The 23589-nt window shown below is 40.6% G+C and carries 30 protein-coding genes and 2 pseudogenes; 3 read left to right on the top strand and 29 right to left on the bottom strand.

The annotated features are described in order from the left end of the window. Positions 1-17: 17 nt before the first annotated feature. The 21 genes and pseudogenes from KA717_08045 to KA717_07945 form a co-directional block, all read right to left on the bottom strand. Positions 18-965, bottom strand: a complete 948-nt coding sequence (locus KA717_08045) for a glycosyltransferase family 10 (protein ID UXE62677.1) — start codon at positions 963-965, stop codon at positions 18-20. Between the two features lie 6 nt (positions 966-971). Continuing rightward, complete coding sequence (locus KA717_08040; GenBank protein UXE62676.1) at positions 972-1862, bottom strand: FkbM family methyltransferase; 891 nt, start codon at positions 1860-1862, stop codon at positions 972-974. A 20-nt stretch (positions 1863-1882) separates the two neighbouring features. Further along, positions 1883-3139 carry an ABC transporter ATP-binding protein gene (locus KA717_08035; protein UXE62675.1) on the bottom strand — a complete coding sequence of 419 codons (1257 nt, stop codon included), beginning with the start codon at positions 3137-3139 and terminating at the stop codon, positions 1883-1885. Between the two features lie 63 nt (positions 3140-3202). Next, complete coding sequence (locus tag KA717_08030) at positions 3203-4015, bottom strand: DUF2887 domain-containing protein (GenBank protein UXE62674.1); 813 nt, start codon at positions 4013-4015, stop codon at positions 3203-3205. Between the two features lie 12 nt (positions 4016-4027). Beyond that, positions 4028-4628: pseudogene (locus tag KA717_08025) on the bottom strand (ATP-binding cassette domain-containing protein). Positions 4629-4708: 80 nt separating this feature from the next. Then, positions 4709-5128, bottom strand: coding sequence for a putative toxin-antitoxin system toxin component, PIN family (locus KA717_08020; GenBank protein ID UXE62673.1), 420 nt, complete (start codon positions 5126-5128; stop codon positions 4709-4711). Continuing rightward, on the bottom strand, positions 5118-5372 hold the full coding sequence (locus KA717_08015) for a hypothetical protein (GenBank protein ID UXE62672.1): 255 nt from the start codon (positions 5370-5372) through the stop codon (positions 5118-5120). Before KA717_08015 ends, KA717_08020 begins: the two co-directional genes overlap by 11 nt. Positions 5373-5384: 12 nt before the next feature. Further along, complete coding sequence (locus tag KA717_08010; protein UXE62671.1) at positions 5385-5555, bottom strand: hypothetical protein; 171 nt, start codon at positions 5553-5555, stop codon at positions 5385-5387. Between the two features lie 81 nt (positions 5556-5636). Further along, positions 5637-6053 carry a type II toxin-antitoxin system VapC family toxin gene (locus tag KA717_08005; GenBank protein ID UXE62670.1) on the bottom strand — a complete coding sequence of 139 codons (417 nt, stop codon included), beginning with the start codon at positions 6051-6053 and terminating at the stop codon, positions 5637-5639. Then, positions 6050-6346, bottom strand: coding sequence for a type II toxin-antitoxin system HicB family antitoxin (locus tag KA717_08000; protein ID UXE62669.1), 297 nt, complete (start codon positions 6344-6346; stop codon positions 6050-6052). The genes KA717_08005 and KA717_08000 overlap by 4 nt, the downstream gene beginning before the upstream one ends. 39 nt (positions 6347-6385) lie before the next feature. Continuing rightward, the gene (locus KA717_07995; protein ID UXE62668.1) at positions 6386-6535 is read right to left on the bottom strand and encodes a hypothetical protein; all 150 of its coding nucleotides are present in this window, start codon (positions 6533-6535) and stop codon (positions 6386-6388) included. A gap of 66 nt (positions 6536-6601) precedes the next feature. After that, on the bottom strand, positions 6602-6820 hold the full coding sequence (locus KA717_07990; protein ID UXE62667.1) for a DUF2283 domain-containing protein: 219 nt from the start codon (positions 6818-6820) through the stop codon (positions 6602-6604). Continuing rightward, positions 6799-7134: a hypothetical protein gene (locus KA717_07985; protein ID UXE62666.1), complete on the bottom strand. Its 336-nt coding sequence runs from the start codon at positions 7132-7134 to the stop codon at positions 6799-6801. The genes KA717_07990 and KA717_07985 overlap by 22 nt, the downstream gene beginning before the upstream one ends. A gap of 98 nt (positions 7135-7232) precedes the next feature. Next, complete coding sequence (locus KA717_07980; GenBank protein ID UXE62665.1) at positions 7233-8189, bottom strand: transposase; 957 nt, start codon at positions 8187-8189, stop codon at positions 7233-7235. 379 nt (positions 8190-8568) lie between these two features. Then, entirely contained in the window at positions 8569-9393 is an 825-nt protein-coding gene (locus KA717_07975; protein UXE62664.1) for an ABC transporter permease, read from the bottom strand. A 58-nt stretch (positions 9394-9451) separates the two neighbouring features. Continuing rightward, the gene (locus KA717_07970) at positions 9452-9880 is read right to left on the bottom strand and encodes a UDP-N-acetyl glucosamine 2-epimerase (GenBank protein UXE62663.1); all 429 of its coding nucleotides are present in this window, start codon (positions 9878-9880) and stop codon (positions 9452-9454) included. A 210-nt stretch (positions 9881-10090) separates the two neighbouring features. Then, entirely contained in the window at positions 10091-10330 is a 240-nt protein-coding gene (locus KA717_07965) for a DUF5678 domain-containing protein (GenBank protein UXE62662.1), read from the bottom strand. A gap of 50 nt (positions 10331-10380) precedes the next feature. Then, on the bottom strand, positions 10381-10812 hold the full coding sequence (locus KA717_07960) for a hypothetical protein (GenBank protein ID UXE62661.1): 432 nt from the start codon (positions 10810-10812) through the stop codon (positions 10381-10383). 368 nt (positions 10813-11180) lie between these two features. Beyond that, positions 11181-11960 carry a Uma2 family endonuclease gene (locus KA717_07955; GenBank protein ID UXE62660.1) on the bottom strand — a complete coding sequence of 260 codons (780 nt, stop codon included), beginning with the start codon at positions 11958-11960 and terminating at the stop codon, positions 11181-11183. A 13-nt stretch (positions 11961-11973) separates the two neighbouring features. After that, positions 11974-12156, bottom strand: coding sequence for a hypothetical protein (locus KA717_07950; protein UXE62659.1), 183 nt, complete (start codon positions 12154-12156; stop codon positions 11974-11976). A 402-nt stretch (positions 12157-12558) separates the two neighbouring features. Further along, on the bottom strand, positions 12559-13839 hold the full coding sequence (locus tag KA717_07945) for an ISKra4 family transposase (protein ID UXE64592.1): 1281 nt from the start codon (positions 13837-13839) through the stop codon (positions 12559-12561). A gap of 401 nt (positions 13840-14240) precedes the next feature. Between KA717_07945 and KA717_07940 the strand changes: the two genes are divergently transcribed. After that, entirely contained in the window at positions 14241-14792 is a 552-nt protein-coding gene (locus KA717_07940) for a hypothetical protein (protein UXE62658.1), read from the top strand. Between the two features lie 49 nt (positions 14793-14841). On the opposite strand, the gene KA717_07935 is transcribed toward KA717_07940, so the two are convergent. Both KA717_07935 and KA717_07930 read right to left on the bottom strand, forming a co-directional pair. Then, positions 14842-15783, bottom strand: coding sequence for a glycosyltransferase (locus KA717_07935; protein UXE62657.1), 942 nt, complete (start codon positions 15781-15783; stop codon positions 14842-14844). 139 nt (positions 15784-15922) lie between these two features. Beyond that, positions 15923-16165 (bottom strand): DUF4327 family protein, encoded by a 243-nt coding sequence (locus tag KA717_07930; GenBank protein ID UXE64591.1) that lies wholly within the window; start codon positions 16163-16165, stop codon positions 15923-15925. Positions 16166-16528: 363 nt separating this feature from the next. Between KA717_07930 and KA717_07925 the strand changes: the two are divergent. After that, positions 16529-17810: pseudogene (locus KA717_07925) on the top strand (ISKra4 family transposase). A 19-nt stretch (positions 17811-17829) separates the two neighbouring features. Here the strand turns inward: KA717_07925 and KA717_07920 are convergent. The 4 genes from KA717_07920 to KA717_07905 all read right to left on the bottom strand — a co-directional run bounded on the left by KA717_07920 (position 17830) and on the right by KA717_07905 (position 20813). Then, positions 17830-18204, bottom strand: coding sequence for a DUF1036 domain-containing protein (locus tag KA717_07920; GenBank protein ID UXE62656.1), 375 nt, complete (start codon positions 18202-18204; stop codon positions 17830-17832). A gap of 107 nt (positions 18205-18311) precedes the next feature. Beyond that, a complete protein-coding gene (gene argC, locus KA717_07915) occupies positions 18312-19367 on the bottom strand; it encodes an N-acetyl-gamma-glutamyl-phosphate reductase (protein UXE62655.1) in 1056 nt (351 codons plus the stop codon). A 166-nt stretch (positions 19368-19533) separates the two neighbouring features. Beyond that, the gene (locus KA717_07910; protein UXE62654.1) at positions 19534-20361 is read right to left on the bottom strand and encodes a hypothetical protein; all 828 of its coding nucleotides are present in this window, start codon (positions 20359-20361) and stop codon (positions 19534-19536) included. A 254-nt stretch (positions 20362-20615) separates the two neighbouring features. Then, positions 20616-20813 (bottom strand): hypothetical protein, encoded by a 198-nt coding sequence (locus KA717_07905; GenBank protein ID UXE62653.1) that lies wholly within the window; start codon positions 20811-20813, stop codon positions 20616-20618. 88 nt (positions 20814-20901) lie between these two features. On the opposite strand from KA717_07905, the gene fabI reads away from it, so the two are divergent. Continuing rightward, on the top strand, positions 20902-21678 hold the full coding sequence (fabI, locus tag KA717_07900) for an enoyl-ACP reductase FabI (protein UXE62652.1): 777 nt from the start codon (positions 20902-20904) through the stop codon (positions 21676-21678). Between the two features lie 107 nt (positions 21679-21785). Here the strand turns inward: fabI and KA717_07895 are convergent, their stop codons facing one another. Continuing rightward, complete coding sequence (locus KA717_07895) at positions 21786-22784, bottom strand: 30S ribosomal protein S1 (protein UXE62651.1); 999 nt, start codon at positions 22782-22784, stop codon at positions 21786-21788. 167 nt (positions 22785-22951) lie between these two features. Then, a complete protein-coding gene (locus KA717_07890; protein UXE62650.1) occupies positions 22952-23356 on the bottom strand; it encodes an SxtJ family membrane protein in 405 nt (134 codons plus the stop codon). Positions 23357-23589: the final 233 nt, after the last annotated feature.

Here is a 23589-nt window from a genome sequence, read left to right as displayed (position 1 = left end):
TGGCATGATTTTAACAATTATATTTTAAATTGCTTTAATATATTCGCCCAATTAAAAGAACCATTGCTTAATGATTCAAGTTGATTTGGGATAACTACTTTTTGGGGTTTATGAAACGCCCCTCTCCTGTTCTCAGAGCTAATTATATGAGACGTAATAAAAGGAAATAATTGATAGTTATTTAAAACTAAAGTCCTAGCGTAAGAGATAGCATCTAAACTTTTTTCCCATCTTTTCTCACTCAAGGCTAGTTTGATATCTTCAATTACTGTATCTGAATCGATATCAATTTGAATAAGAGATTCTTTAGGAAAATAATGAGTAATATTTTTACACCCATAATAGATAGGCATTGTCCAAGAGAGAAAGCAATCTGCTATTTTTTCACTCCAATAATATTGATTACTAAAGTTCTCAATCGCAAATGAATACTTATATGGGGTAAGAGCTGTCCATTTGTCAGGAATTTCCTTAAAACCTTTTCCATATAAATCAAAGTCTAAAATATTTTTTAACTTTTCCATAAATAGAAGTCTTTTTTTGTGTCCATCATAAAATGTTTTATTGCTCGTAATCCAAGATATATTTTGACTCTTTATAGGCGTGGAGTAAGATAATAATTCATTGTATGTTTTATTGACGTGCCAAGGCAATGCTGGATGTGAATGAACATAATTTTTTCCGACTTTACTTTCGTCTGAAGTAAACATTTTGTTGCAATGATTGGGAATAAAGTGCCAGTTTTTAACATCGTTAGTTGGCGGTTCTTGTACGATAATCCAAATATTTTCTGGGACGCATTTCACCTCTAGATTACATAACGAGCCGTTTAGAATAATGACATAATCAGCTTCCTCTACATCATCACAAGTAAATTGTATCTGCTCCCATCTTCCTAAAGAGTCGGGAGTTTGACGTAGTAAATCTGGATAATCCCAGTTTTTGATGATTCTAACTAAAGTCATTGATTTTTAAGACTTAAAGGGAATAGCTTTAAAATTTTCGCAATCCAAAAGAGAGCTTTTCAGGTTATCGGCATTAACTGGTATTCCTGATAAACTCTGAAGAGAGTATTCGATTCCATTAAGCCAGCTTAATATATCATGGGGAGAATAGGGATAAGGATTTAAGTTGGTAGCATTAATTTCCATTAAAACCTTTGGCTTGCAGGATTGAATCATCTTTTCGCCTCCTTGTAAAATCCAGAGTTCTGCTCCTTCTGTATCTATTTTCATAACATCTACGAGGGGACACCCAACTGATTGCCACCAATCATCAAGTGTATTTAACTCAACCTCTATAGTATTTACTTCACCAGCTCTTAATGTATCAAAAAGCCCATCTCCCGAACAATCTTGTGTTTTATGAACAGCAAATAATCCTTTGCCTGATTCTTTACTTAATGCTTGTTTGTACAACGTTATTTTTTGCTCAAGATTGTTTGTTTGAATAGTTTTGCCTAAAAGAAAATTTTGGTGTTCTCCAGGCTCAAAAGCATATATTTTTGTATCGGGGACGCTGGATAAAACATTTAGGCTCATCAGTCCAATGTTTGCTCCAATATCTAGAAAAATCGGTTCCTTATCCCGAACCTCCGATAGCCAATTAGCTAGTATAAGACTTTCTCTTGGTTCATAAACTCCACCAAATCTAACTGTTGGATTTCCATTAACTTCAACGAGAGAAGTCCCCTTTGAATAGACAAGTGTAAATCCCTGATATTTAATGTGTCTAATGTAGGGCCTTAAAAAGTCCTTAACAAAGACAGCAAACAATAACAATTGTTTAATGTTTATACTTAGCATTTTATAGATGAGATTTTTGAACTTTAATATCATTGTTTTTTGAGTATTGATAGCCATGCTAAAAACGAATATAATAATTAACGACTATCCCATACAGGGTAATATTCAAGATGGCCCCATGTGTTGCTGAATTTTTTGTTTTTGTGGTACAAAATATTAGCAACTTCCAAAGGGCATATTTGGCAAAGTTCATCAATCCCTTGTCTATCTTGTCTTAAACCAATTGTTATCCAGTATTGTCCAGGAGCTAAATATAAATCTTTAAAATTTGTTTTAATTTCAACCGTTTGTTGTGGTATCAAGTCGAAGTAAATATCCTGACTTTCACTCGCGGTTGTCACAATTGCATCATTCATAAGAGAATCTATTCTAACAAGAACCGATGCATGCTTTATTTCCTGGTAAGGGATAATTGATAATACAATTGAAAAAGGCTCACCAAACTTTATAATGTTGTCTTGATTATTTCTTGAATTAAGTATGTAACATTGACATATTTTGGCCTTCATCCCTAATTCATTATTATTTCTTATCATCTTGGCTAAATTTTTTTGGTTTTTACTGTTGTTAGATACCATTATGTATTGTTCAATTACTTTTTGAGAATTTCCATCATCCATTATTATTCCACCCTCTAGATAGATTACTCGACTACATAAGTTTTGCATAGCACTCATATTATGACTAACAAATAAAACCGTCCTCCCGTCCCTCTCACTTACCTCCCCCATCTTCCCCAAACACTTCTTCTGAAAAGCCGCATCCCCCACCGCCAAAACTTCATCCACAATCAAAATCTCTGGCTCCAAATGAGCCGCCACCGCAAACGCCAACCGCACATACATCCCCGACGAATAAAACTTAACTGGCGTATCCAAAAACTTCTCCACCTCCGCAAAATCGGCGATCGCATCAAACTGTTTCTTAATTTCCGCCCGCTTCATCCCCAAAACCGCCCCATTCATAAAAATATTTTCCCGCCCCGTCAACTCAGGATGAAAACCCGTTCCTACCTCCAACAGAGAACCAACCCGACCGCGAATAATCGCTTCTCCCGTCGTAGGCTGCACAATGCGCGACAAAATCTTCAGTAAAGTACTTTTTCCAGCCCCATTACGCCCAATAATGCCCACCACTTCCCCCTGGTGAACATCAAAACTGACATCCTTCAACGCCCAAAAATCCTCAGACTGAGACCGGCCAAAATCCCCCTGCACAAAGCGTTTAATCCCATTCACCATATCCTCACGAAAAGTCGAGTAAGGCGATCGTTCCGTCGAACGAATGCGATACAACTTACCCAAATCCCGAACCTGAATCACTGGCTGACTCATAGAAACCCAAAAACTTACCTTTCCATCCTACCCAAAAACTAGCCAGAACATCACCTGGTATTATCACTGAGCCAAATAACCTTCTAAATCGGCCATAACCGTAAAATCCAACAAAGCCTCCCCCAGAGCCTCCAACTGCTCCACCGACAAGCCCTTTACCTGTTCCTCTTGACTAATAGACAATTCTCCCAGCCGCCGCTTCAATAGACGAAGCACCAAATTCGCCTCACTTTCAGCACGAATCTCCTGATAAAAACGAGATTGCGTAATATCCATCTTTTTTAAATCTAGAATTTGCATAATCATTTCCTCGGTTAACTCAGGGAACTTATTGCCCAGTATAGTCTCAATCAAACTCAATCGCCGCTCAAACTCTGTATCCGTTTCTGCCGTTTTCAACAAAACTTTAGCGATCTCCGCGCTCCTCTCTTGATCCGTCACCAGTAACTGTAACAAGGTTAAATTCGGACTCAAACCTTGGCGTTCCCTCAACTCGCTCAGATAAAGCGTTGTCACTCGCTGGTCTAACAAGTCTTGATAGGGTAACTCTGCCCCTAAGTTCAGACCCCGACTGGGCAAAATTAATAAACCTAGCCAAGCCCGACGTACCTCATACTGCCTCAAATACAGAAAAATTCCCGCAAAAAAGCGTCCATAAAAATTATCATCAATTTGCATCTGCGCTTCTGCAAACACGATGGGTATCTTTGGGTCATCCAAAACTGGAGTAAATACCCCATCCATGCGAAACTCCTTCTCCTTAATCACTGGCGCACTGTAGGAAAATCGCCAACTTGCCTCAATGCCTGGTAATAACTCCGCCAACATCCCCTGTTGCGATAAAAATAACTCGTAAAACCACTTGTCTGTTTTCACAAACCCTTACCCTATCTTCTCCAAACACTTCTTCTGAAAAACCGTATCCCCCAACGCCAAAACCTTATCCACAATCTCTGGCTCCAAATGAGCCGCTACCGCAAACGCCAAACGGACATAACATCCCCGACGAATAAAACTTTACTGGCGTATCCAAAAACTTCTCCACCTCTGCAAAATCGGCGATCGCATCAAACTGTCTCTTAATTTCTGCCCGTTTCATCCCTAAAACCGCCCCATTCATAAAAATATTTTCCCGTCCCGTCAACTCAGGATGAAAACCCGTCCCCACCTCCAACAGAGAACCAACCCGACCGCGAATAATCGCTTCTCCCGTCGTAGGCTGCACAATACGCGACAAAATCTTCAGTAAAGTACTTTTTCCAGCCCCATTACGCCCAATAATGCCCACCACTTCCCCCTGGTGAACATCAAAACTGACATCCTTCAACGCCCAAAAATCCTCAGACTGAGACCGGCCAAAATCCCCCCGCACAAAGCGTTTAATGCCATTCACTATATCCTCACGAAAAGTCGAGTAAGGCGATTGTTCCGTCGAACGAATGCGATACAACTTACCCAAATCCCGAACCTGAATCACTGGCTGACTCATAGAAACCAAAAAACTTACCCTCCTATCCTACCCAAAAACTTAGACTTATCACTCAATCCCTAAAAATCATCAAGAAAACTTTACACATCGTACCTCAATAGAAAATCCCTCGGCGTTAAAACGTCTATATTTTCAAACGGATTAAGAATCAACAAATCCTGATCTCCCGTAATAATAATTTGTGCCTTCCCATCAACGGCTAATTCTAAAAACTTGTTATCCCTTGGATCACGACAAATAGTAATCCTAGTTTGAATCAAGATTAGCTCAGAAATAACCCCTAATCGCTGAATGAACTCTTGCCGATTCTCAAGAGAAACATACTTATCAAACTTTTTTCGACTCAACACCACAGACAACTCGCGCAAAGTGTCTGCTGAAATCAATAATTTTCCTTTTTCGACCGCGACCCTGAGCGCTTGTGCTGGGATAGAATTTGGTGCAAGTAACCGACTAACTAATATATTGTTATCAACAAAAAACCGTTGCTCACTCATCATTTAAAATCTCGAACAGAAACTCTTCTGTTAACCCCCTATTCTCTGCCTCTAAACCAACGCGATCGCAAAAATGCTGAAAAGATTCAATATTATTTTTTAAGATTTTCTGGTATTCAGCAATGGATAGAATAATGGCAACGTCCTGAATCTCGTCGGTAATAATTGCTGGTTCCTCCTTGACCCTAGCCAAAATTGCCGAAATATTGTCCGAATTTAAATTGATAGATGAATATCGAACCATCATAAACTGACTTCCTTAACGTAATGCCCAAAAATCCTTAGACTGAGACTGGCCAAAATCCCCCCGCACAAAGCGTTTAATGCCATTCACTATATCCTCACGAAAAGTCGAGTAAGGCGATTGTTCCGTCGAACGAATGCGATACAACTTACCCAAATCCCGAACCTGAATCACTGGTTGAGCCATAGAAACCCAAAAACTTACCTTTCTATCCTACCCAAAAACTAGCCAGAACATCACCTTTTTAACAAAACTTATGACTCTTTCCTAAATTGACCAATCCTCAAACAATAATCCAGGAATTTTCTCAAAATCCTGACAATTTCTCGTTAACAAAACTCCCCCGTAGGCAATAACTATTGAAGCAATTCGCAAATCCTGACTTCCCACACGAAGACCCTGTTTCCGTAATAATTGGTACTCTTTTTCAGCATTTTCATCGTAAAACAAAATCTCAAAATCTGATAACAATAGAAGCGTCTCCACTAACCTTTGGTAAGCAAAAACACATTGGTTTCTTGACTTTGCTTCCGCCACCTGAGCTAAACGACCTCTTAATTGTTCTTCAACATTTACCACCGTTGTTATCAACTTAATTCGTTTTACTCTTAAATTAGTTATCAGAGCAGTATGTTTACGCCCATAAAGGCTAAGGTGATCAGTATCAAAAATATAAACAGTCATTCGTCATCCCTTAAATTCTCCTGTTTCCTAATAGCGACCAATTTTTCCACGAGATCATCGAAACTCGAATCATCGGCCAGAATCCCTGCATATTTCATCGGCGGAAACTCTGACGGAGATGGAACCTCTAGACTGACAAACTTGCCTTGGTGTAGTAAACCTTCTAATGCCAATCTAATTCGATCAATAGCCTCCTCCTCCGTTTTTCCAACCTCTATCACATTATTCATTCCCACCACAGAAGCAACAAAACGCTCAGGAGACTCATTTTTCACAAAAACTTGATACTGCATAGACTTTTACCTTTGCTAAATTTTAACTCCCAAAAATCCTTAGATTGGGACTCGCCCAAAGTCCATCCGCCCAAAGCGTTTAATGCCATTCACCATATCCTCACAAAAATTGCGGTAAGGTTGCCGTTCCGTCGAACGAATGCGATACAACTTACCCAAATCCCGAACTTGAATCACTGGTTGGCTCATAAAACCCCAACAACTTACCTTTCTATCCTACCCAAAACCTGACCAAAACTTTCTGCCCATCAGAATTCATTTCAACTGAGAAGCATTTAAAACCGTGATGCCGACTAAATCCTGATCATGATAATGATAAATTAAACTATCTTCCAGAACACTATCATTCGCATTTTGAGGCTTGCGAAAACTAATGTAAAGAACATCAGCTTCTTGATCATAACTTGTCCAAATCTGAGAAGACGGAGCCGTCAACAAATAGGGAACGGATTTTAGAAGTTCGGCTTCTGCCATAAAATTCCTCGCTTGTAAACCTTTTCTGGTGATGAAGTTAAAAATGCAGTAATCACAAAACCATCTTCTAACAATTCTCTATAGACAACAATTGCCGCTTTTTGAGAAATAACCGTTTTTTCATAATGTCTCAGAGCAATCAATTCATTTGTCCAACCTTGAATAATTAGATCCGGTTCGCTAAGGGTTTCTAAAACCAAATCTAGACAACCTGCCATATAGTCATGATTTTCGACGATGTGAGACCATTGTTGATGAGTAAGACGAATAGGAATTGCATTGTAAGACTTAATAATAGCAATAACGTTATCCATTAGACATCTCCAAAAACTGGAAAGCCTAGTCTAGCAAGCAGTGTAGCTAAATCTAGACTCAGTAGACTTCTTGGTACATAGACGAGTTTACAGGGCTTTCAGACCTCCAAATTCAATTCTGGCAAAAAACAATGACTCATCTTTACCTCAATTACCTGCCCTGATTCGCTACATTTTATAATGCTTAATATCAGCGCATTTATCCTTAGTCTCACCAATCCACATACTGTTGAGATTAATGACTTATATCTTCCCTTTCTTAGTCTAAATTTTTCTTGCATCACTTTGAATACTTTGAGCAATCGAATCATATGTTCAACCACTACTCGTCGAGACGATAACCAACTATTTCTTTCTTTTTCTTCTTTGCTTAATTCTCGCCCCTTTGGTTTCTTTTTTGGTGTTGTTAATTGGAATTCTCCCTCGTAGGCTTTATCACCTAGAAAGCCTTGTTCTTGATGGAATTTAGCCAATCTTTGACGTAATATTTGTACATCGCTCTTTGAACCTATTTCTCCTATCACAACATCCACAATCTCCTTGATTTTTGGGCAAATGATTATTTGGCTTTTTGAGGTATGCCTTTTTTGTTTACCTGAGTAGTATGGTTTTTGTGCCTCCTGCCCTAAAGGTCTTTCTACTGGTTGTTCTGTCGCATCCACTATTAGTTCATGTTGGATTAGCTCCTCTTTAACTTTTTCTATTTCTTCTGGCAACTTTTTTAGTTGTTCAAATAGACTTGCTGGTAAATTTTCTCCGAATAGTGACTGCCAATAATTGAATATATTATGGGCAGACGATTCACTTATTTCAAACATTATTCCTAGTAGCTGAAAGGTCGGATAATGCCTTAAGTAAACTAGCATTAAAACTATTTGCTCCTCCTCTGATAATTTCGGTTTATTTCCACCACCTGCTTTAATCAGTGTGGTTTTGCTTTCTTCAAATTCTTTTTTAAGTAATTTGCCATAGGTTATAAGCTCTAATAATTTTGGGTACTCTATTCCTAACAACCTCTTTGTTTCTTGAGGCTGTTTTTGAATATAAGCCCACATATAGATGTATTCAGGCATAGTTACTCCTGTCTAAATTTCTATGATTATAGCATATTTGTCGATTTTATAGTATTATGGAGATGTCTATTGAGTTCCCCTACCTATCACAACTCACATCCTGCAACGAAAAAACTCAGACTGGAACTAGCCAAAATCCCCCCCACAAAGCGTTTAATACCATTCACCAAATTCCTCACGCAAATTCGAGTAAGGTTGCCGCTCTGTCGAACGAATGCGATACAACTTACCCAAATCCCGAACCTGAATCACTGGTTGACTCATCAAAACCTACACAACTTACCTCTATCACTATACCCAAAAGCTGCAAATTGATGATCATTTTCTTAACAAAATTATGGGTTTTGACAAGTAATGACGACTAAACATAATCGGCAAAACCTCGTTCCACAGAACGAAAAACCCAGGTTCCTAAGCCAAAGAAAATCAGAGAACTAATGACTGACCAGCCAAAACCTAACCAGCTATAAGTTGTCTGTCCCGTGACCGCAAATCGAAACATATCCAACAAGCCAGCGAGGGGGTTCAAATAATACCAAAAATGTAAATGAGGAGGCACAATTTCGATAGAATAAACGACAGGCGAAGCGTAGAGCAAAACCTGCACTAAAAAAGGAACAAGATACTGAAAATCTCGGTAACGAACATTCATCGCGGCTAAGAACACCCCCAAACCCGTCGTTAGAATCATTGTGATGACCATTACGACAGGGATCAACAGTAAACTCCAGGTCGGTCTTAATCCGTAAATAAAAGTCAAAGGCAATAATAAAAATAACGAAATCGCAAAATCTACCCAGGCAGAAGCGACGGCAGAAAAAGGAATCATTAAACGCGGAAAATAGACCTTAGAAATTAACTGGGCTTCCCCAATTAAACTTAAACTAGAACGGTTAAGTCCCTCCGAAAATAATCCCCATAATACCAAGGCAGAATAGACAAAAATGGGATAGGGAATACCCTGAGAAGGAATTTTCACTAACTTCCCAAAAATAACGTTAAAAATAGTCATCGCTATTAACGGCTGAATCAACACCCAGGCAATGCCAACGATGGTTTGCTTATAGCGCACACTAATACGCCGCAGCGTTAACATATACAATAATTCTCGATATTCCCAAAATTCCTTAAGAGTATCTCCAAAGGATTGATTCTTAGCTCGAATAACGGTTACGATCTGACTCATACTACGTTAAGTACCTTAAAAGAATATTGTCATAGTTTTCAGCTCACTTGGATTATTCTCAAAATATCCAACAATTAGGGCATTGGCGATCGCTTTCCTCCCCATAGAAAAGAGCCGCATCATACATCACATCACCGACAAGGCGTATTTTATTCGTGTCAATGCCTTCTTTTTTTAAATTATTAACAGCAGCCTCTGTTGGTGCAAACAGCAAATCTGAACTGTGATCGGTTAGAACGCGATTAATTTCTTCAGGCATTTGGCGATTAAAAGAGCGTAAACCTACCTCTATATGGGCAATAGGAATAGATCGTTTAACGGCGGCTAAGGCTCCTGCTAGAGTTGAGTTTGTATCGCCATAAACGAGAGCCCAATCAGGTTTTTCTATAATTAAAACGGTTTGAATGGCCTCTAACATTCTACCTGTTTGTTGACCATGATTCCCCGAAACAATGCCTAAATGATAATCAGGCTTAGGGATTTCCAATTCCTTGAAAAATATATCAGAATAAATTAGGATCATAATGTTGTCCTGTATGGATCAGAATCTCGTTAATATTTGAGTTAGCACGCAGGATACGAGAAACAGCAGCAGCTTTAATAAATTGGGGTCTTGCGCCAACAAGGGTAGTAATTTTCATGTCTAGGATTAATAATAGGTAATCTGAAACTGTAAAGTAACAGGATATTTGGGTTGTCATTCGTGCTTTTTTAGGATTTTAAACCGAATAGGATAGAATTTTACAGGCTCAACAAACTCTGTTTCATAAATTCGTCCGATCAGATAATCAGTACTTCTAGGGGTAAAGACTGAATCATTTTTTTCGTACTTAGCATGATGAGCAATAATGCCATCACTATCATAAGCAATCCACTGACCGCGATACTGTTTCAGTTGACTTTTGTTTTTTTCATACCAGTGTTGAGGCGTTTTCATGGCGTTAATTTTTGATTAAATGGCGTTAATTTTTGATTAAAAAGATCAATTTAAGTTTTAGCAAGAGATGATAACATATAGACCAATATGCCAAAAATTTGATTAATATTTTGTAAATAATACTCACTTAGATCAATATAAACCTCTTGGTTAATAAGTTTTAAGAACCGCCAGTTTGTGCCAGATGTGACTACGCCATAGATTGTATCAATAGAGCTATTATTCCGTTGATTAAAAATTTGAGCAGCGACCATTTCCGCTAAACATTGCCCTAATCCTAAGTTTAGGTCTTCTTTTTTGGCTTCTACTAATGTCATTATCGGAGCCGTTAAAATTAAAAGCTCTGGACTATTGCTAATGATATAGTCACAGTTTCCATTTAATCCCTGGCTAGGATCAATGTTAAAGCTAATACCAGAGAAAAAACTGATTTGATATTTAAGAAAACGACGCAATTCAATCAAGATTGGTGTAATTAACATTTCCGAGCGGGCCTTTTCAGTATTACTGGCTAGGGCAAGAATCGTATTTTCTTCTAGCGATTGCTGGAGAGTTTCACTGATAGTAATGGGGACAATGGATTGAAAGAGGTGAGGGGTTTCGTGTAGGCTTAGTCCAAATTTTTGTTTGACGCTGGCTAGGGTAAAGTCGTTGAAGGACATTGTATTTATGTGAGAGGGTTAAGAGCAGAAGAAAATAGGCTCTAACTAAATTTAGTCTTGCTGTAAATTTTTCGTTGATTATATCTGATGTTATCACAGAAGTCTTATCATCCCTTTTGATAGGAAAAGCTATCAACGAATTATTTACAGGTAGTAATATTTTAAGGGAACATTTGTCGTTGGGTCGTCTAAGAATTGGGATTAATACCAGCTTGCTCTAAAAGTCGTTTGAGCCGAGCAATCTCCATTTCTGCGGAGTCAGCCCGTTGTCGTTCCTGCTCAGCAAGTTGTCTTTCTTGTTCAGCCCGTTGTCGTTCCTGTTCGGCAAGTTGCCTTTCTTGTTCAGCCCATTGTCGCTCCTGTTCGGCAGGAGTCAAAATCCATTGACCATCGCGGTCATACCAACGTAGCCATTGGCGTTCTACGCCCTGATAATTCCCTTGCCATAGTCCTAGGCCCAATTGGGCTTTTTCTAACCAGACTCCCGCCCCTTCTAGGGATAAGGGCTGATAACTTTCTTTGACTAAACTAAAGGCTTGTAATTCGTCGGTATAGCGGTTAAAGACAAAGTAGTAAGGAATCCGTAACATTTGCTCATAGACTGTCCATTTATTGGGAGGCTGATTTACCTCGTGTAAGGTTTGACCTAAATCTTCTTTCTCTGTGCCTGGTGACAATAATTCAACAACGACAAAAGGATAAACGCCTTCCTGCCAGGTCACATAACTTAAGCGTAGCTCGCTGTCGTTATAGAGACGGGAAACTCCCAACACGGCAAACCAATCTGGACGTTTATACCATTGGGGATGGTGCAGGTCGTAATAAAGATTCAGGTCACTGGCTGTGAAAAAATTATCTATTTCATAGCTGGGAGGGCGAAAAGTTTGGCGCAATAGTTCTGGTTGAAGTAGATGAAATTCGTCGGGCAAACCAGGTTCCTCCGGGTCTTCACTCGGTAGATCGTACATGGTGGGTAGGGTTTCACGAGGCGATCGCGGTGGTAAGGTTTGATACATATTTGTTAACCGATAACCAAGGACGAGACTTTTTTAGTTTAGCGCGATCGCAGGGGACACAATAGCGAAAGAGTTGGATTGTGGGGGTGAAAGTACGGAGTAAGTTCGCTCCTTTGGCCAGTTCGATAAGATGCCAGTAATGCAACACAGAATGGTTTGAACATTAAGTTATTAAGAGTTGAGAGTTTTTTGAACAAGATTGAGCAAAATTTGCTTATTACTTTCAGCAGAGAGAGAATAGGCTACTTTATGAGATTGATTTTTATAGTATAGAACAGGGTAAACGCATCTTATTTTTGAACGATAGGCTAGGTCTGATTCCGAATTAGTTTGTGTCTTCTTGTATTTCTAAAAGCTTCTTGCTCAAGGGCTTTACGGAAAAACATACATCAAACATCGTCTTTTGTACCTTCCAATGAGTGTTATTGAGCGAAAAACACGCCATCAAAGAACTTTTGAACGGGATTCAGGAGGCTCAAAGCCTTATTCTCTCGTAGCCACAAACTCATGCGGAACGGGTGCGACCTTTAGTTGATAAAAGCTGTTGTAATCAGGGTTCTACAGGGAACCCATATTGATCAAGTTTTGCCCAAAATTGACTCCATCGTTCCTTGGTCAATACCAAAGCTCGTAGGCTCAAAATAATTCCTGCTCCTTTTTCCTTCCATCGCATCCCTGAACAACATAATCGTTGTTTGACCAACGTCTTACAAGCTGCTTCCGTAACACCTGAACCAATCGGATACTTTTTCTCTATGTATTCAGCATAATCCATTTGATGCTGATGATTCTCGTAATAAGTAATCGCCGCTTGTAGTTTCTCGGTAAGATTCTTAGAATGACTTTTTTCTTCTTTGACTTCTTTCATCAGATTTAGCAGTTCTCCTGCTTTTCCTTTTTCATGCTTGAGTTCTCGACAATTTTCAGTCAACCATTCTTTTTGTTTTGACACTGTATTAGGATGCAACGCTTCTGCCAAGGCACCTAAGTAACCAGAGGCATGATAGAAATCTAATATCTGTTCTTCCGTTTGCTTTTCTAAAAACTTCCAATTTGATTCTGCCCCGTCTGCTATCCCGACCAATGTTGCCTCTGGATAACGGTTTTTCGCTCGCTCAATTTCTCTTTCTAATCTTTCTAGAAAACTCTTTTTTCCATACTCTGGTGCCGCACCTAGATAGATTGTATGTTGACGTTCGCCCTCACTATCGTATAGGGAAACGGTTCCCACCATTGCTTCACGGTAGCCATCCTCACACATCAGCATACAGGTTCCATCTAATCCTATTCCCACTGTTGCAATTTGGCTATCCTCCTTGGGCGGGGCATAACTCCACGCTTCTTCTTTTGCCTGTACCACACTTCCTACTGCTTCACTCAATCTTTGGATATAGGATAGCGCTACTTTTCTACCATGATTTTCTAATAAATCATTTTTCACCTCTTTGCCTGCCATCCCTGACATTTTTGAGGATACCTGTTTTGCCAATAATGGCGTTGATGTTATGATTATCCTTGCTTCTCTTTCTAAGGGGCAATACGTTTTTCCTCCTACTGAACGCTGATATACATGACGATTCACTATAACCTCACCATAAGGTGTTTGATATTCTTTCGGTTGCTCTCCCTTACTCTTCCAGATTTCTTCACCGATTTTTAAGGGTGAACCATCTGTATCTAAATATTTCAAGGCTTCTTTGCTGGCGATGCAACCTACTTCGTTTAAGCCTTTTTGAATATTTATTTCTGTATCCAACATTGAACGACTGAGTTCTAATGTTAGTTCTATTTTTATCTTTGAACCCTCTACATTAATTAGTTTTGCTGTCATCATTGTTTCCTCTTTGTCACTTTTCATCCCATGTTAACACTTTTCTTTTCCTTCATCAACTAAAGGTCACACCCTGCGGAACTCAACAGGGACTTCAACAGGGACTTCAACAGGGAGAATTAATTATTATCCTTAAACTATTAAATAATCGTTTGGGTTCCCTTCCCTCCGATATTCAACAACAAATTACTAACTTATCAACATCACAACTAGAAAAATTAAGTGATCAAATTTTGCATTTTACCAATCAAAATGAACTTAAACAATGGCTCATCCATGAAAATTAGTTGGGTCTTAATGGGTAACTATCAAAATTGCTTTTAATTCTCCTTTTAAAACTGAGCTTTAGAAGAACCTGCGATCGCCTACAATAAAACTAATCAGACTACAGGAAATCAATAATGGCAACAACAGCAGATGAAGTCTGGCAACTCTTAGGGGAACTTATTCAATCCCAAAAAGAAACTGATCGCCGTTTTCGGGAAACAGAACGATTGATCAAAGAACAAAACAAACGAGTTGATGAGCAATTAGGTAAACTAGGCAATCGTTTGGGAGAATTTGTGGAGTGGCAAGTTAGACCTGCGGCGGTTCGTCTCTTCCATGAACGAGGCATTGATGTCACCGAATTATCTTCTGACCTTTCCGTACAGAGGGGAGATGAGGGTCTTGAAATTGATCTTTTAGTTGTCAATGGATCGGATGCGATCGCAATCGAAGTTAAAAGTAAACTAACTCAAGCTGATGTAGATGAACATCTAGAAAGACTCGATAAATTCAAAAGACTTTTACCTCGCTATCAAAGTTTAAAGATTTTAGGAGCAGTGGCGGCAATGGTCACACCGAAAGAAGTAGCTAGTTATGCCTATCGTCAGGGCTTATTTGTGATTGCTCAATCGGGAGATAATTTGGTAATTCTTAACGACCCAAAATTTAAACCTAAAGCTTGGTAGAGACGATTTGGCGATCGCAGTTTCCAAGAAAAAAGAACCTAGAAAAAGTTTAAACAATATCGGCTAATAAACTGAAGATTGCTCTCAAAAACCACCATTTTCTCGGACAAACTAATACTTTGATGCTTGGAACTTCTAATAATTCCATAACCTGTTTAAAAGCTTGCCATTTTCTTCTGCGTAACTGTCGCCAAGCTCCCGCTAAAATGTATTGATAGAAATACTGTTGTTGGCACTGTTCTAACTGCTCTTCACTCAAAAGATTTAAGAGGGATAACTCCTCAAATAAATTTAAAAGAATGCTGATCGTTTGCTCATTAAAGGAAGCCATTGTCAAAGCTTGAGAATGTACCCGATAGGCTACGGTCTCTTCTTGACAACAATAAGCCCCATAACAGGCAAATAAACGCATCCACATTTCCACATCGCAGGGTTCTTGCCACTCAGGACAGAAAAAACCAACTTCTTCAAATACAGATCGTTTCATGGCGATCGCCGGAAAACGCACAAAAGAAGAATCAGAAAATAAAGCAATTAAAGCTTCTCTCGGAGCTAAAAAGCGATCATCTTTAAAAACTTGACGCTTCATTACTTGTTCTTGGCTATCTACAACCCAAACTCCAAATAATAGGACAGGGTAACGATCGTTTAGACGTTTAATTCCCTTTAATAGTCTTGCTAAACCACCCGATAATAAAAAGTCATCATCGTGTAAAACTATCACATAATTTCCCGTTGCCAAACTAATCGCTCGATTCCAATTTTGAGCCATTCCTAACCGTGACTCATGGAATTCATACAGCCATTTTCCAGACCAATTTTTTAAAACCTCCTGGGCGATCGTCTCTACGGTTTGATCATCCGAATCATCAGTAATAATAATTTCTACTTGAGAACCATCATAACCAGGGACAGCAATGGATTCTAAAGCTCGCCGTAGCCAAAAAGGACGATTATAGGCTGGAATACAAATACTTAAAAGGGGAGCCATTCATCCTTTCTCAATATAGCCCATCACTACTACCAAACCACGACCCATCATTGACGATCGCGTTTCAGTTAGCTGACCTTCTTACTTAATCGTTTTCTCTACAGACTGGGCACGAAGAAAATTTTTCCATCGCGATCGCCTAGTCATTATCCCAACATTCAGAAGAAATTAAATCGCCAATCTGATCCCGCAACAGAAAATCACTCCGCTCTAATTCACACTCAACACAAACCCATTCCCGTGCTGGAATATATTGGCATAACACATAGATCGGCTGATGACGGCTAACGGTTCCTCTTTCGACTAACTGACGGACTTCATCCTTAAGTAAGGTAATAGAGTAGCTACTGGACGTGCGAGGAGACAGGGTACTAATACTCATACAGATACCTACAAGGGGTAACATGGCTTATTGACTAATATAGTCTAACTTGAAAAAAGAGAAAAGTCCTAAAATGCTGTATTCAAGATTACATTTTGTAAAAAATACTGAAAAGCCTTTCCTGTCAGCGATCGCCGAATGTAAAAAAAGATTACGGGTTCAGGAGCGCACGGAATAAGGCGGGGATGAAGTCTATCCAAACCAGCAAGGAATGGCTAGGGATTAGATTCTTGAAGCACTTCTTTTTGTTGTCCAATGGCGGTAAAAGGAGTCATCAGTCCATCCTGATGGGTGTGACCTTTAGTTGATGAAGGAAAAGAAAAGTGTTAACATGAGATGAAAAGTGACAAAGAGGAAACAATGATGACAGCAAAACTAATTAATGTAGAGGGTTCAAAGATAAAAATAGAACTAACATTAGAACTAAGTCGTTCAATGTTGGATACAGAAATAAATATTCAAAAAGGCTTAAACGAAGTAGGTTGCATCGCCAGCAAAGAAGCCTTGAAATATTTAGATACAGATGGTTCACCCTTAAAAATCGGTGAAGAAATCTGGAAGAGTAAGGGAGAGCAACCGAAAGAATATCAAACACCTTATGGTGAGGTTATAGTGAATCGTCATGTATATCAGCGTTCACCTTTGAGGAAAAACGTATTGCCCCTTAGAAAGAGAAGCAAGGATAATCATAACATCAACGCCATTATTGGCAAAACAGGTATCCTCAAAAATGTCAGGGATGGCAGGCAAAGAGGTGAAAAATGATTTATTAGAAAATCATGGTAGAAAAGTAGCGCTATCCTATATCCAAAGATTGAGTGAAGCAGTAGGAAGTGTGGTACAGGCAAAAGAAGAAGCGTGGAGTTATGCCCCGCCCAAGGAGGATAGCCAAATTGCAACAGTGGGAATAGGATTAGATGGAACCTGTATGCTGATGTGTGAGGATGGCTACCGTGAAGCAATGGTGGGAACCGTTTCCCTATACGATAGTGAAGGCGAACGTCAACATACAATCTATCTAGGTGCGGCACCAGAGTATGGAAAAAAGAGTTTTCTAGAAAGATTAGAAAGAGAAATTGAGCGAGCGAAAAACCGTTATCCAGAGGCAACATTGGTCGGGATAGCAGACGGGGCAGAATCAAATTGGAAGTTTTTAGAAAAGCAAACGGAAGAACAGATATTAGATTTCTATCATGCCTCTGGTTACTTAGGTGCCTTGGCAGAAGCGTTGCATCCGAATACCGTGTCAAAACAAAAAGAATGGTTGACTGAAAATTGTCGAGAACTCAAGCATGAAAAAGGAAAAGCAGGAGAACTGCTAAATCTGATGAAAGAAGTCAAAGAAGAAAAAAGTCATTCTAAGAATCTTACCGAGAAACTACAAGCGGCGATTACTTATTACGAGAATCATCAGCATCAAATGGATTATGCTGAATACTTAGAGAAAAAGTATCCGATTGGTTCAGGTGTTACGGAAGCAGCTTGTAAGACGTTGGTCAAACAACGATTATGTTGTTCAGGGATGCGATGGAAGGAAAAAGGAGCAGGAATTATTTTGAGCCTACGAGCTTTGGTATTGACCAAGGAACGATGGAGTCAATTTTGGGCAAAACTTGATCAATATGGGTTCCCTGTAGAACCCTGATTACAACAGCTTTTATCAACTAAAGGTCGCACCCATCCTGATTATCACAAACGGCGGCATCACTGGCTTGATAAACCGTAAAACGATCATTGACAACACAGAGATCGGTCTGAACACTTTGCGGAATTATCGGGCGAGGTGCCGCTTGTTCCTCTTCGATTTTAAAGTAGGTGCTGGCATGATCGGCATAGACAACACATTGACCTGGTTCGATCACCCACCATCCCTGACTAACCCAGATATTTTTGGTGTTGAGGTAAGCCTGGGCCATATAAAGACGGTTGTTGATATAGTTACAGGTTTCCCCCGCTTGAATCCTGGAGGCTCCCCAAAAACCATCAGCGATCGCCCAGGGTATAAGACTCAATAACAACAAACCCAGGGATTTTCTCATGGCAGGGAGTCCTCACATTGGCTGACAAGATTCTTTAAGCCGATTTTACAAGAAAAACTACGGGCCTTCCTTATCCCTAGGTGATCATAATAATGTTCAAGACTTTTTTAAGGATAGAAGGCCAATCGGGGTAATCCCAGGGTTTCTTCCCAATCCATCATTAAATTTAAACATTGTAGAGCTTGGCCCGCCTGACCTTTGACTAAATTATCAATGGCAGACATTACAATGACACGATTGGTACGAGGGTCAGTTTCAATGCCGAGATAACAGAGATTAGTTCCCCAGGCCCATTTGGTTTGCGGATAAACCCCATTGGGTAAGACTTTAATAAAGGGGGAGGAACGGTAAAAAGCACTGTAAATGGTGATCAAATCATCTCGAACCAGACCCGGATCCCGCAGAGTGGCATAAACCGTGGACAGGATGCCCCGCACCATGGGAATGAGATGGGGGGTAAATTGAACTTTTACGTCTTGACCGGCTAAATCACTACAAACCTGCTCAATCTCAGGGGTATGACGATGTTTCGCAACGCCATAGGCTCCCAAAGATCCCTCCGCTTCCGCCAGTAACATATTCACCTTGGCTTCCCGTCCCCCACCGGAGGTTCCCGACTTGGCATCAATGATCGCGGTTTCTGGTACAATTAAACCTTGTTTGAGCAGGGGAGCGAGGGCCATTAAGCTGGCGGTGGGATAACAGCCTGGACAACCAATCAATTGAGCAGACTTAATTTCTTCTCGATAAAGTTCAGGGAGTCCATAGACGGCTTTGGCAGCCACCACCTTATCCGTACGCCCCTTACCGTACCAAGCACTGTAAGTCACTAAGTCTTTAAACCGATAATCCGCCGACAGATCTAAGACCTTACAACCTTTGGCGGTTAGTACTGGAGCCATATCACAGGCTAATCCATTGGGCAATCCCAGAAAAACCACCTGACAACGGGCCGCGATCGCCTCTAAATCAATCGGTTCAATGGTGAGATTAACAATATTGGTGAGATGGGGATAAATTTGGCTATAGGGTTTTCCTGCACTACTATGTCCCCCTAGATAGGTCAATTCAACCTGGGGATGTTCCAATAACAACCTGACTAATTGAATTCCACCATACCCCGATGCGCCAATAATGCCGACTGATACCCGTTCATTCCCCATAGTACTAATACTCGCTGATTTGATTAGACAAAATGACGTAACTGTTGCTGAATTTTAGTATCAAATCTTCCGCTTGAATCAGAAATTTTGTCCAGATTTGCCGAGAAAAGTAAGAGGGTGTTAACTTTACCCTTGGCCCGGGGAAAGTATTCCTACCTAAACTAAACTAAACTGATTTGAACAGTTTACTATCGAGATCGTACGACCAACCCAGACCATCAGGATCTTTGCTCTGACTCCATTCCGTAAAATCTGCTTCGGCTTTGCGACGGGCGATCGTGCTGGAGGTGGTGTCTAACCGCTTGGCTAATTCGGATTGGATTAAGGTCAGGCCGGAGTCAGAATTTTCATGAATCGAGTTAGGGGCACTATCGATGACGGGGTTAACATCCCAAATGGGTTCGGCTAACTGTTTGCGCTCTTCCTTGATTTCGGCCAAATTGGCAAAGGGGCTAGACCCGGAACTAAAACTGGATGGTTCCGTTTCAACGATGGTTTCGGCTTTGGGCGATTCTGGCAAAATAACCGGAGGAGCGATCGCTGCTGTTAATTGGGGAGAAGCATTTTCTACAGGGGCTGAAACTATTTCCACTTCACTGGCTGGTTCACTGCTATCAAAAATGGTTCCTAGCGTACTGGCGGTAATAAAATAATAGACCGTTGTTTCGTTAACTTTGCGCTGGTAGGCTCCATACTCTGCCACCTTATCGTTTAAATAACGTTGGGCAGCACGTCCCTTGGCAATCCCTTGTATGGCGAGATCCGCTTGGGTAATTTGTCCCTGATTTGCCTTCACCAGTTGATTAAACTGAGGGTCAATTTGCTGACATTTTTGTTGCCATTGGTAAGTATCCCAGGCAATAAATCCCATCACTAGAGCAGCTAATAGCAAAATTACTCGCCAGGCTTTGTAGATTAATACCATACCGACGGCGATCGGCAGAATTAGAATCAAGATGCCTTTGGGATTACTCTCTAAAACTTTTCCTGTCATAATTTTCTTCTTTATCTTGATAGGGAGTGCAAATAAATGTTACAGCAATCCTTCATTCAGTCATGAAAAAACAGTTTTCGCTAAAGGTTTGAGTCCTTTGCTTGTGTCCCCATTCCCTAGGATCACCTTAAAGCTGTCTTGGCAAAATCATCTAACCGAGGATGTCGTCAGAGCAGTTATCCCCAGTATATGGGCCAGATTGACCTTCCCTAGCGGCCAGTCTAGAAAAATTTGGGATTTTATCTCAATCCGTTTTACCAACGGCGACTTTTTTCCCAGGTATAGAGAAGAGCTAGTCCTAAACAGAGACTGATTAACCCTAGCCAGATACTACCGGGTAAGAAAGTCAGAATAGCCATGCCTCTTAATAAATAGAGCACTACTGTCAAGGTCAGACAGAAAAAAAAGGGTTTGACAAACCAAGCGGATGGCTGAATTTTGGATTTTGTCATAGAGGGAATCACCAGAGCGATATAGTTATATTTTGGGCTGTTACAAGCTCTTTCGCCTTTTAGACTGAATTTATCCAGAGAAAGCTTTATGTTAGATTTAAGCGGAAAAACTGCCCTGGTGACAGGGATTGCTAATAATCGCTCCATTGCCTGGGGCATTGCCCAACAGCTACATCGGGCCGGAGCCAAAATTGGGGTTACTTTTTTGCCCGACGAGAAGGGACGTTTTGAGAAGAAAGTACGGGAGTTGGTTGAGCCTCTCAATCCCAGTTTAATTTTGCCCTGTGATGTCCAAAATGATCCCCAAGTGGAAGATCTCTTTAGCGCGATCGCTGAGAAATGGGGAAAACTGGATATTCTCATTCATTGTTTAGCATTTGCTGATAAGGAAGGTTTATCTGGGAGTTTTAGTGATATTCCTAGGGCATCTTTTAGTCAATCTTTAGAAATCAGCACCTATTCCCTAAGCAGATTAGTTCGTTCAGCTAAACCTTTGATGAGTGAGGGCGGTAGTGTGATTACCCTGTCCTATCTCGGTGGCGTTAAAGTTATTCCTAACTACAATTTGATGGGTATTGCCAAAGCCGGATTGGAAATGAGTGTCCGCTATCTAGCAGCAGAAATGGGGGCGCAAAATGTACGGGTTAACGGTATTTCGGCTGGCCCCATTCGGACATTAGCTTCTTCGGCGGTGGGTGGCATTTTAGACATGATCCACCATGTGGAAGAGATTGCTCCCCTACATCGTACTGTCACCCAGTTGGAAGTCGGTAACACGGCTGCCTTTTTAGCCAGTGATCTCGCCAGTGGCATTACCGGACAAATTATCTATGTCGATGCTGGCTATGAAGTGATGGGGATGTAGGCAATTTTAGCCAACAATAAAAAAGAGGGTCTCCCCTCTCATTAGTGTATTAACTAGATCAACCCAGGTCTTCTGATCAAAAAGGAAGATCTCGGTTGTTATGAGTGTTATTCGTCTTCAGTGGCCGCGATCGCCAGATCATCTTCAATCTCTTCTAGAGCGGGGGGAATATCGAGAATTTCTTCCTCAATGGGACGACCTTCAGCCTCTGCCAATAACTTCTGACGATATTTTTCAGCCATTTCCTCAGCCTTTTCATAGACGAGTTCACGGTTCTTTAACATCGCACCGGCTTCTGGTTCCAATTGCTTGGTGGAAAGCGAAATCCGTCCTCGTTCCGCATCCAGATCAATAATCATGACCTTTAATTCATCATTGACATTGAAGACGCTGTGGGGAGTGTCAATGTGATCATGGGAAATCTCTGAAATGTGTAGTAGTCCACTGACTCCACCAATATCAATAAAGGCACCATAGGGTTTAATACCCCGTACCGAGCCAATGACAACTTGACCCACTTCTAAACCATTCATCTTGCGTTCTACCAGGGCACGACGATGGCTCAGAACTAGACGATTCCGTTCTTCATCCACTTCCAGAAACTTTAAGGGTAAATCTTCCCCTACTAAATCTTCTTTAGCTTCCCGAACACTGATGTGAGAACCTGGAATAAAGCCTCGTAAACCTTCGATCCGCACTAGTGCTCCACCGCGATTGGTCGCAAATACGTTAGAGCGAACCGTAGCGTCTTCTGCCTGAAGTTGGCGCACTCGTTCCCAAGCCCGCATATACTCAATGCGACGAATGGATAGGGTTAACTGGCCATCTTCGTTTTCATCAGTCAGAATAAAAAATTCTCTGGTTTCATTGGGCTGAAGCACCTCATCGGGATCATCCACCCGATTGATCGACATTTCTTGAATAGGAATGTAGGCGGCAGTTTTCGCGCCAATATCGATCAAGGCCCCTCTGGACTCCATACTGAAGACGGTTCCAGCGACAACATCGCCAGGGCTGAAGTGATAGTCATATTTATCGAGAAGAGCGGCAAAATCCTCGTGAGTGAATCCAATAGTTCTAGTAGGGGTTGTTGTTTGACTGACCATGTATGTTTTTAAGACCTAAATCCCTTAATCTCCGTAATTTTTTGTGCGTATGCCTCCTGTTACTTACTATAAAAGTCAGGATACAGACTCTCCATTGTAGCACCTTTCCTTGTCTTCTTATACGGGAATGTTGAGAGCCGCACTCAAACAAGTCAGTACAGGGTCAATTAATAGGGTTTTTCCATTTGGGTAATGGCGCGATCGCGGCTAGGAATACGATAGGTCGAACGTTGAAGTTCCCACTGTCGGTTCATCGTATCCCGATTCAGCAACTTCATGAGCAGGCCCATCGGTGTAACAATGACAAAGAAAACAATACTTAAAATAATACGACTGTTGATCCAGCCCAGCATCAAACCCAGTTTCATCCAGAGACGATAGACTGGGGCTAAGGACTGGGGAAGGACAAGTCCCAAAGCCGCTAAAATACTACCAATAAGCCAAGGCTGCCAGGGCAAAGCATGACCTTTAATGAGAGGTAAAACAGCCCCAAAAAGTCCAGCCCCAATGCCACCAACTAAAAAACCGAATTCCCTTAGCGTTTTTGTCGTAGGTTTATTGTTTTCTTGCATATTTTTAGAATCACGTCATTTAATCAAAAAATTTTATCACTGCCAACCTATGTTAATAATGATACTTCTCTTCTGTCAGAGAAGGAGAGCTATAATGAAGAAAAAAGGCTAAAAGCAAGACGGTGTATATGACAAAGCCAAGAGAGGTAAAACCAACAGTACACTTCATGGATGACTACAGTGAATTGTACAAAGACTTATTCCCAGAAGTGAGAGCTTATGAGTATTTCAAA

Source organism: Woronichinia naegeliana WA131, assembly GCA_025370055.1.
In the GTDB taxonomy this organism is placed as follows: domain Bacteria; phylum Cyanobacteriota; class Cyanobacteriia; order Cyanobacteriales; family Microcystaceae; genus Woronichinia; species Woronichinia naegeliana.
Note: the sequence above shows the minus strand (reverse complement) of the source record. Positions and strands in the feature narration are given on the sequence as shown.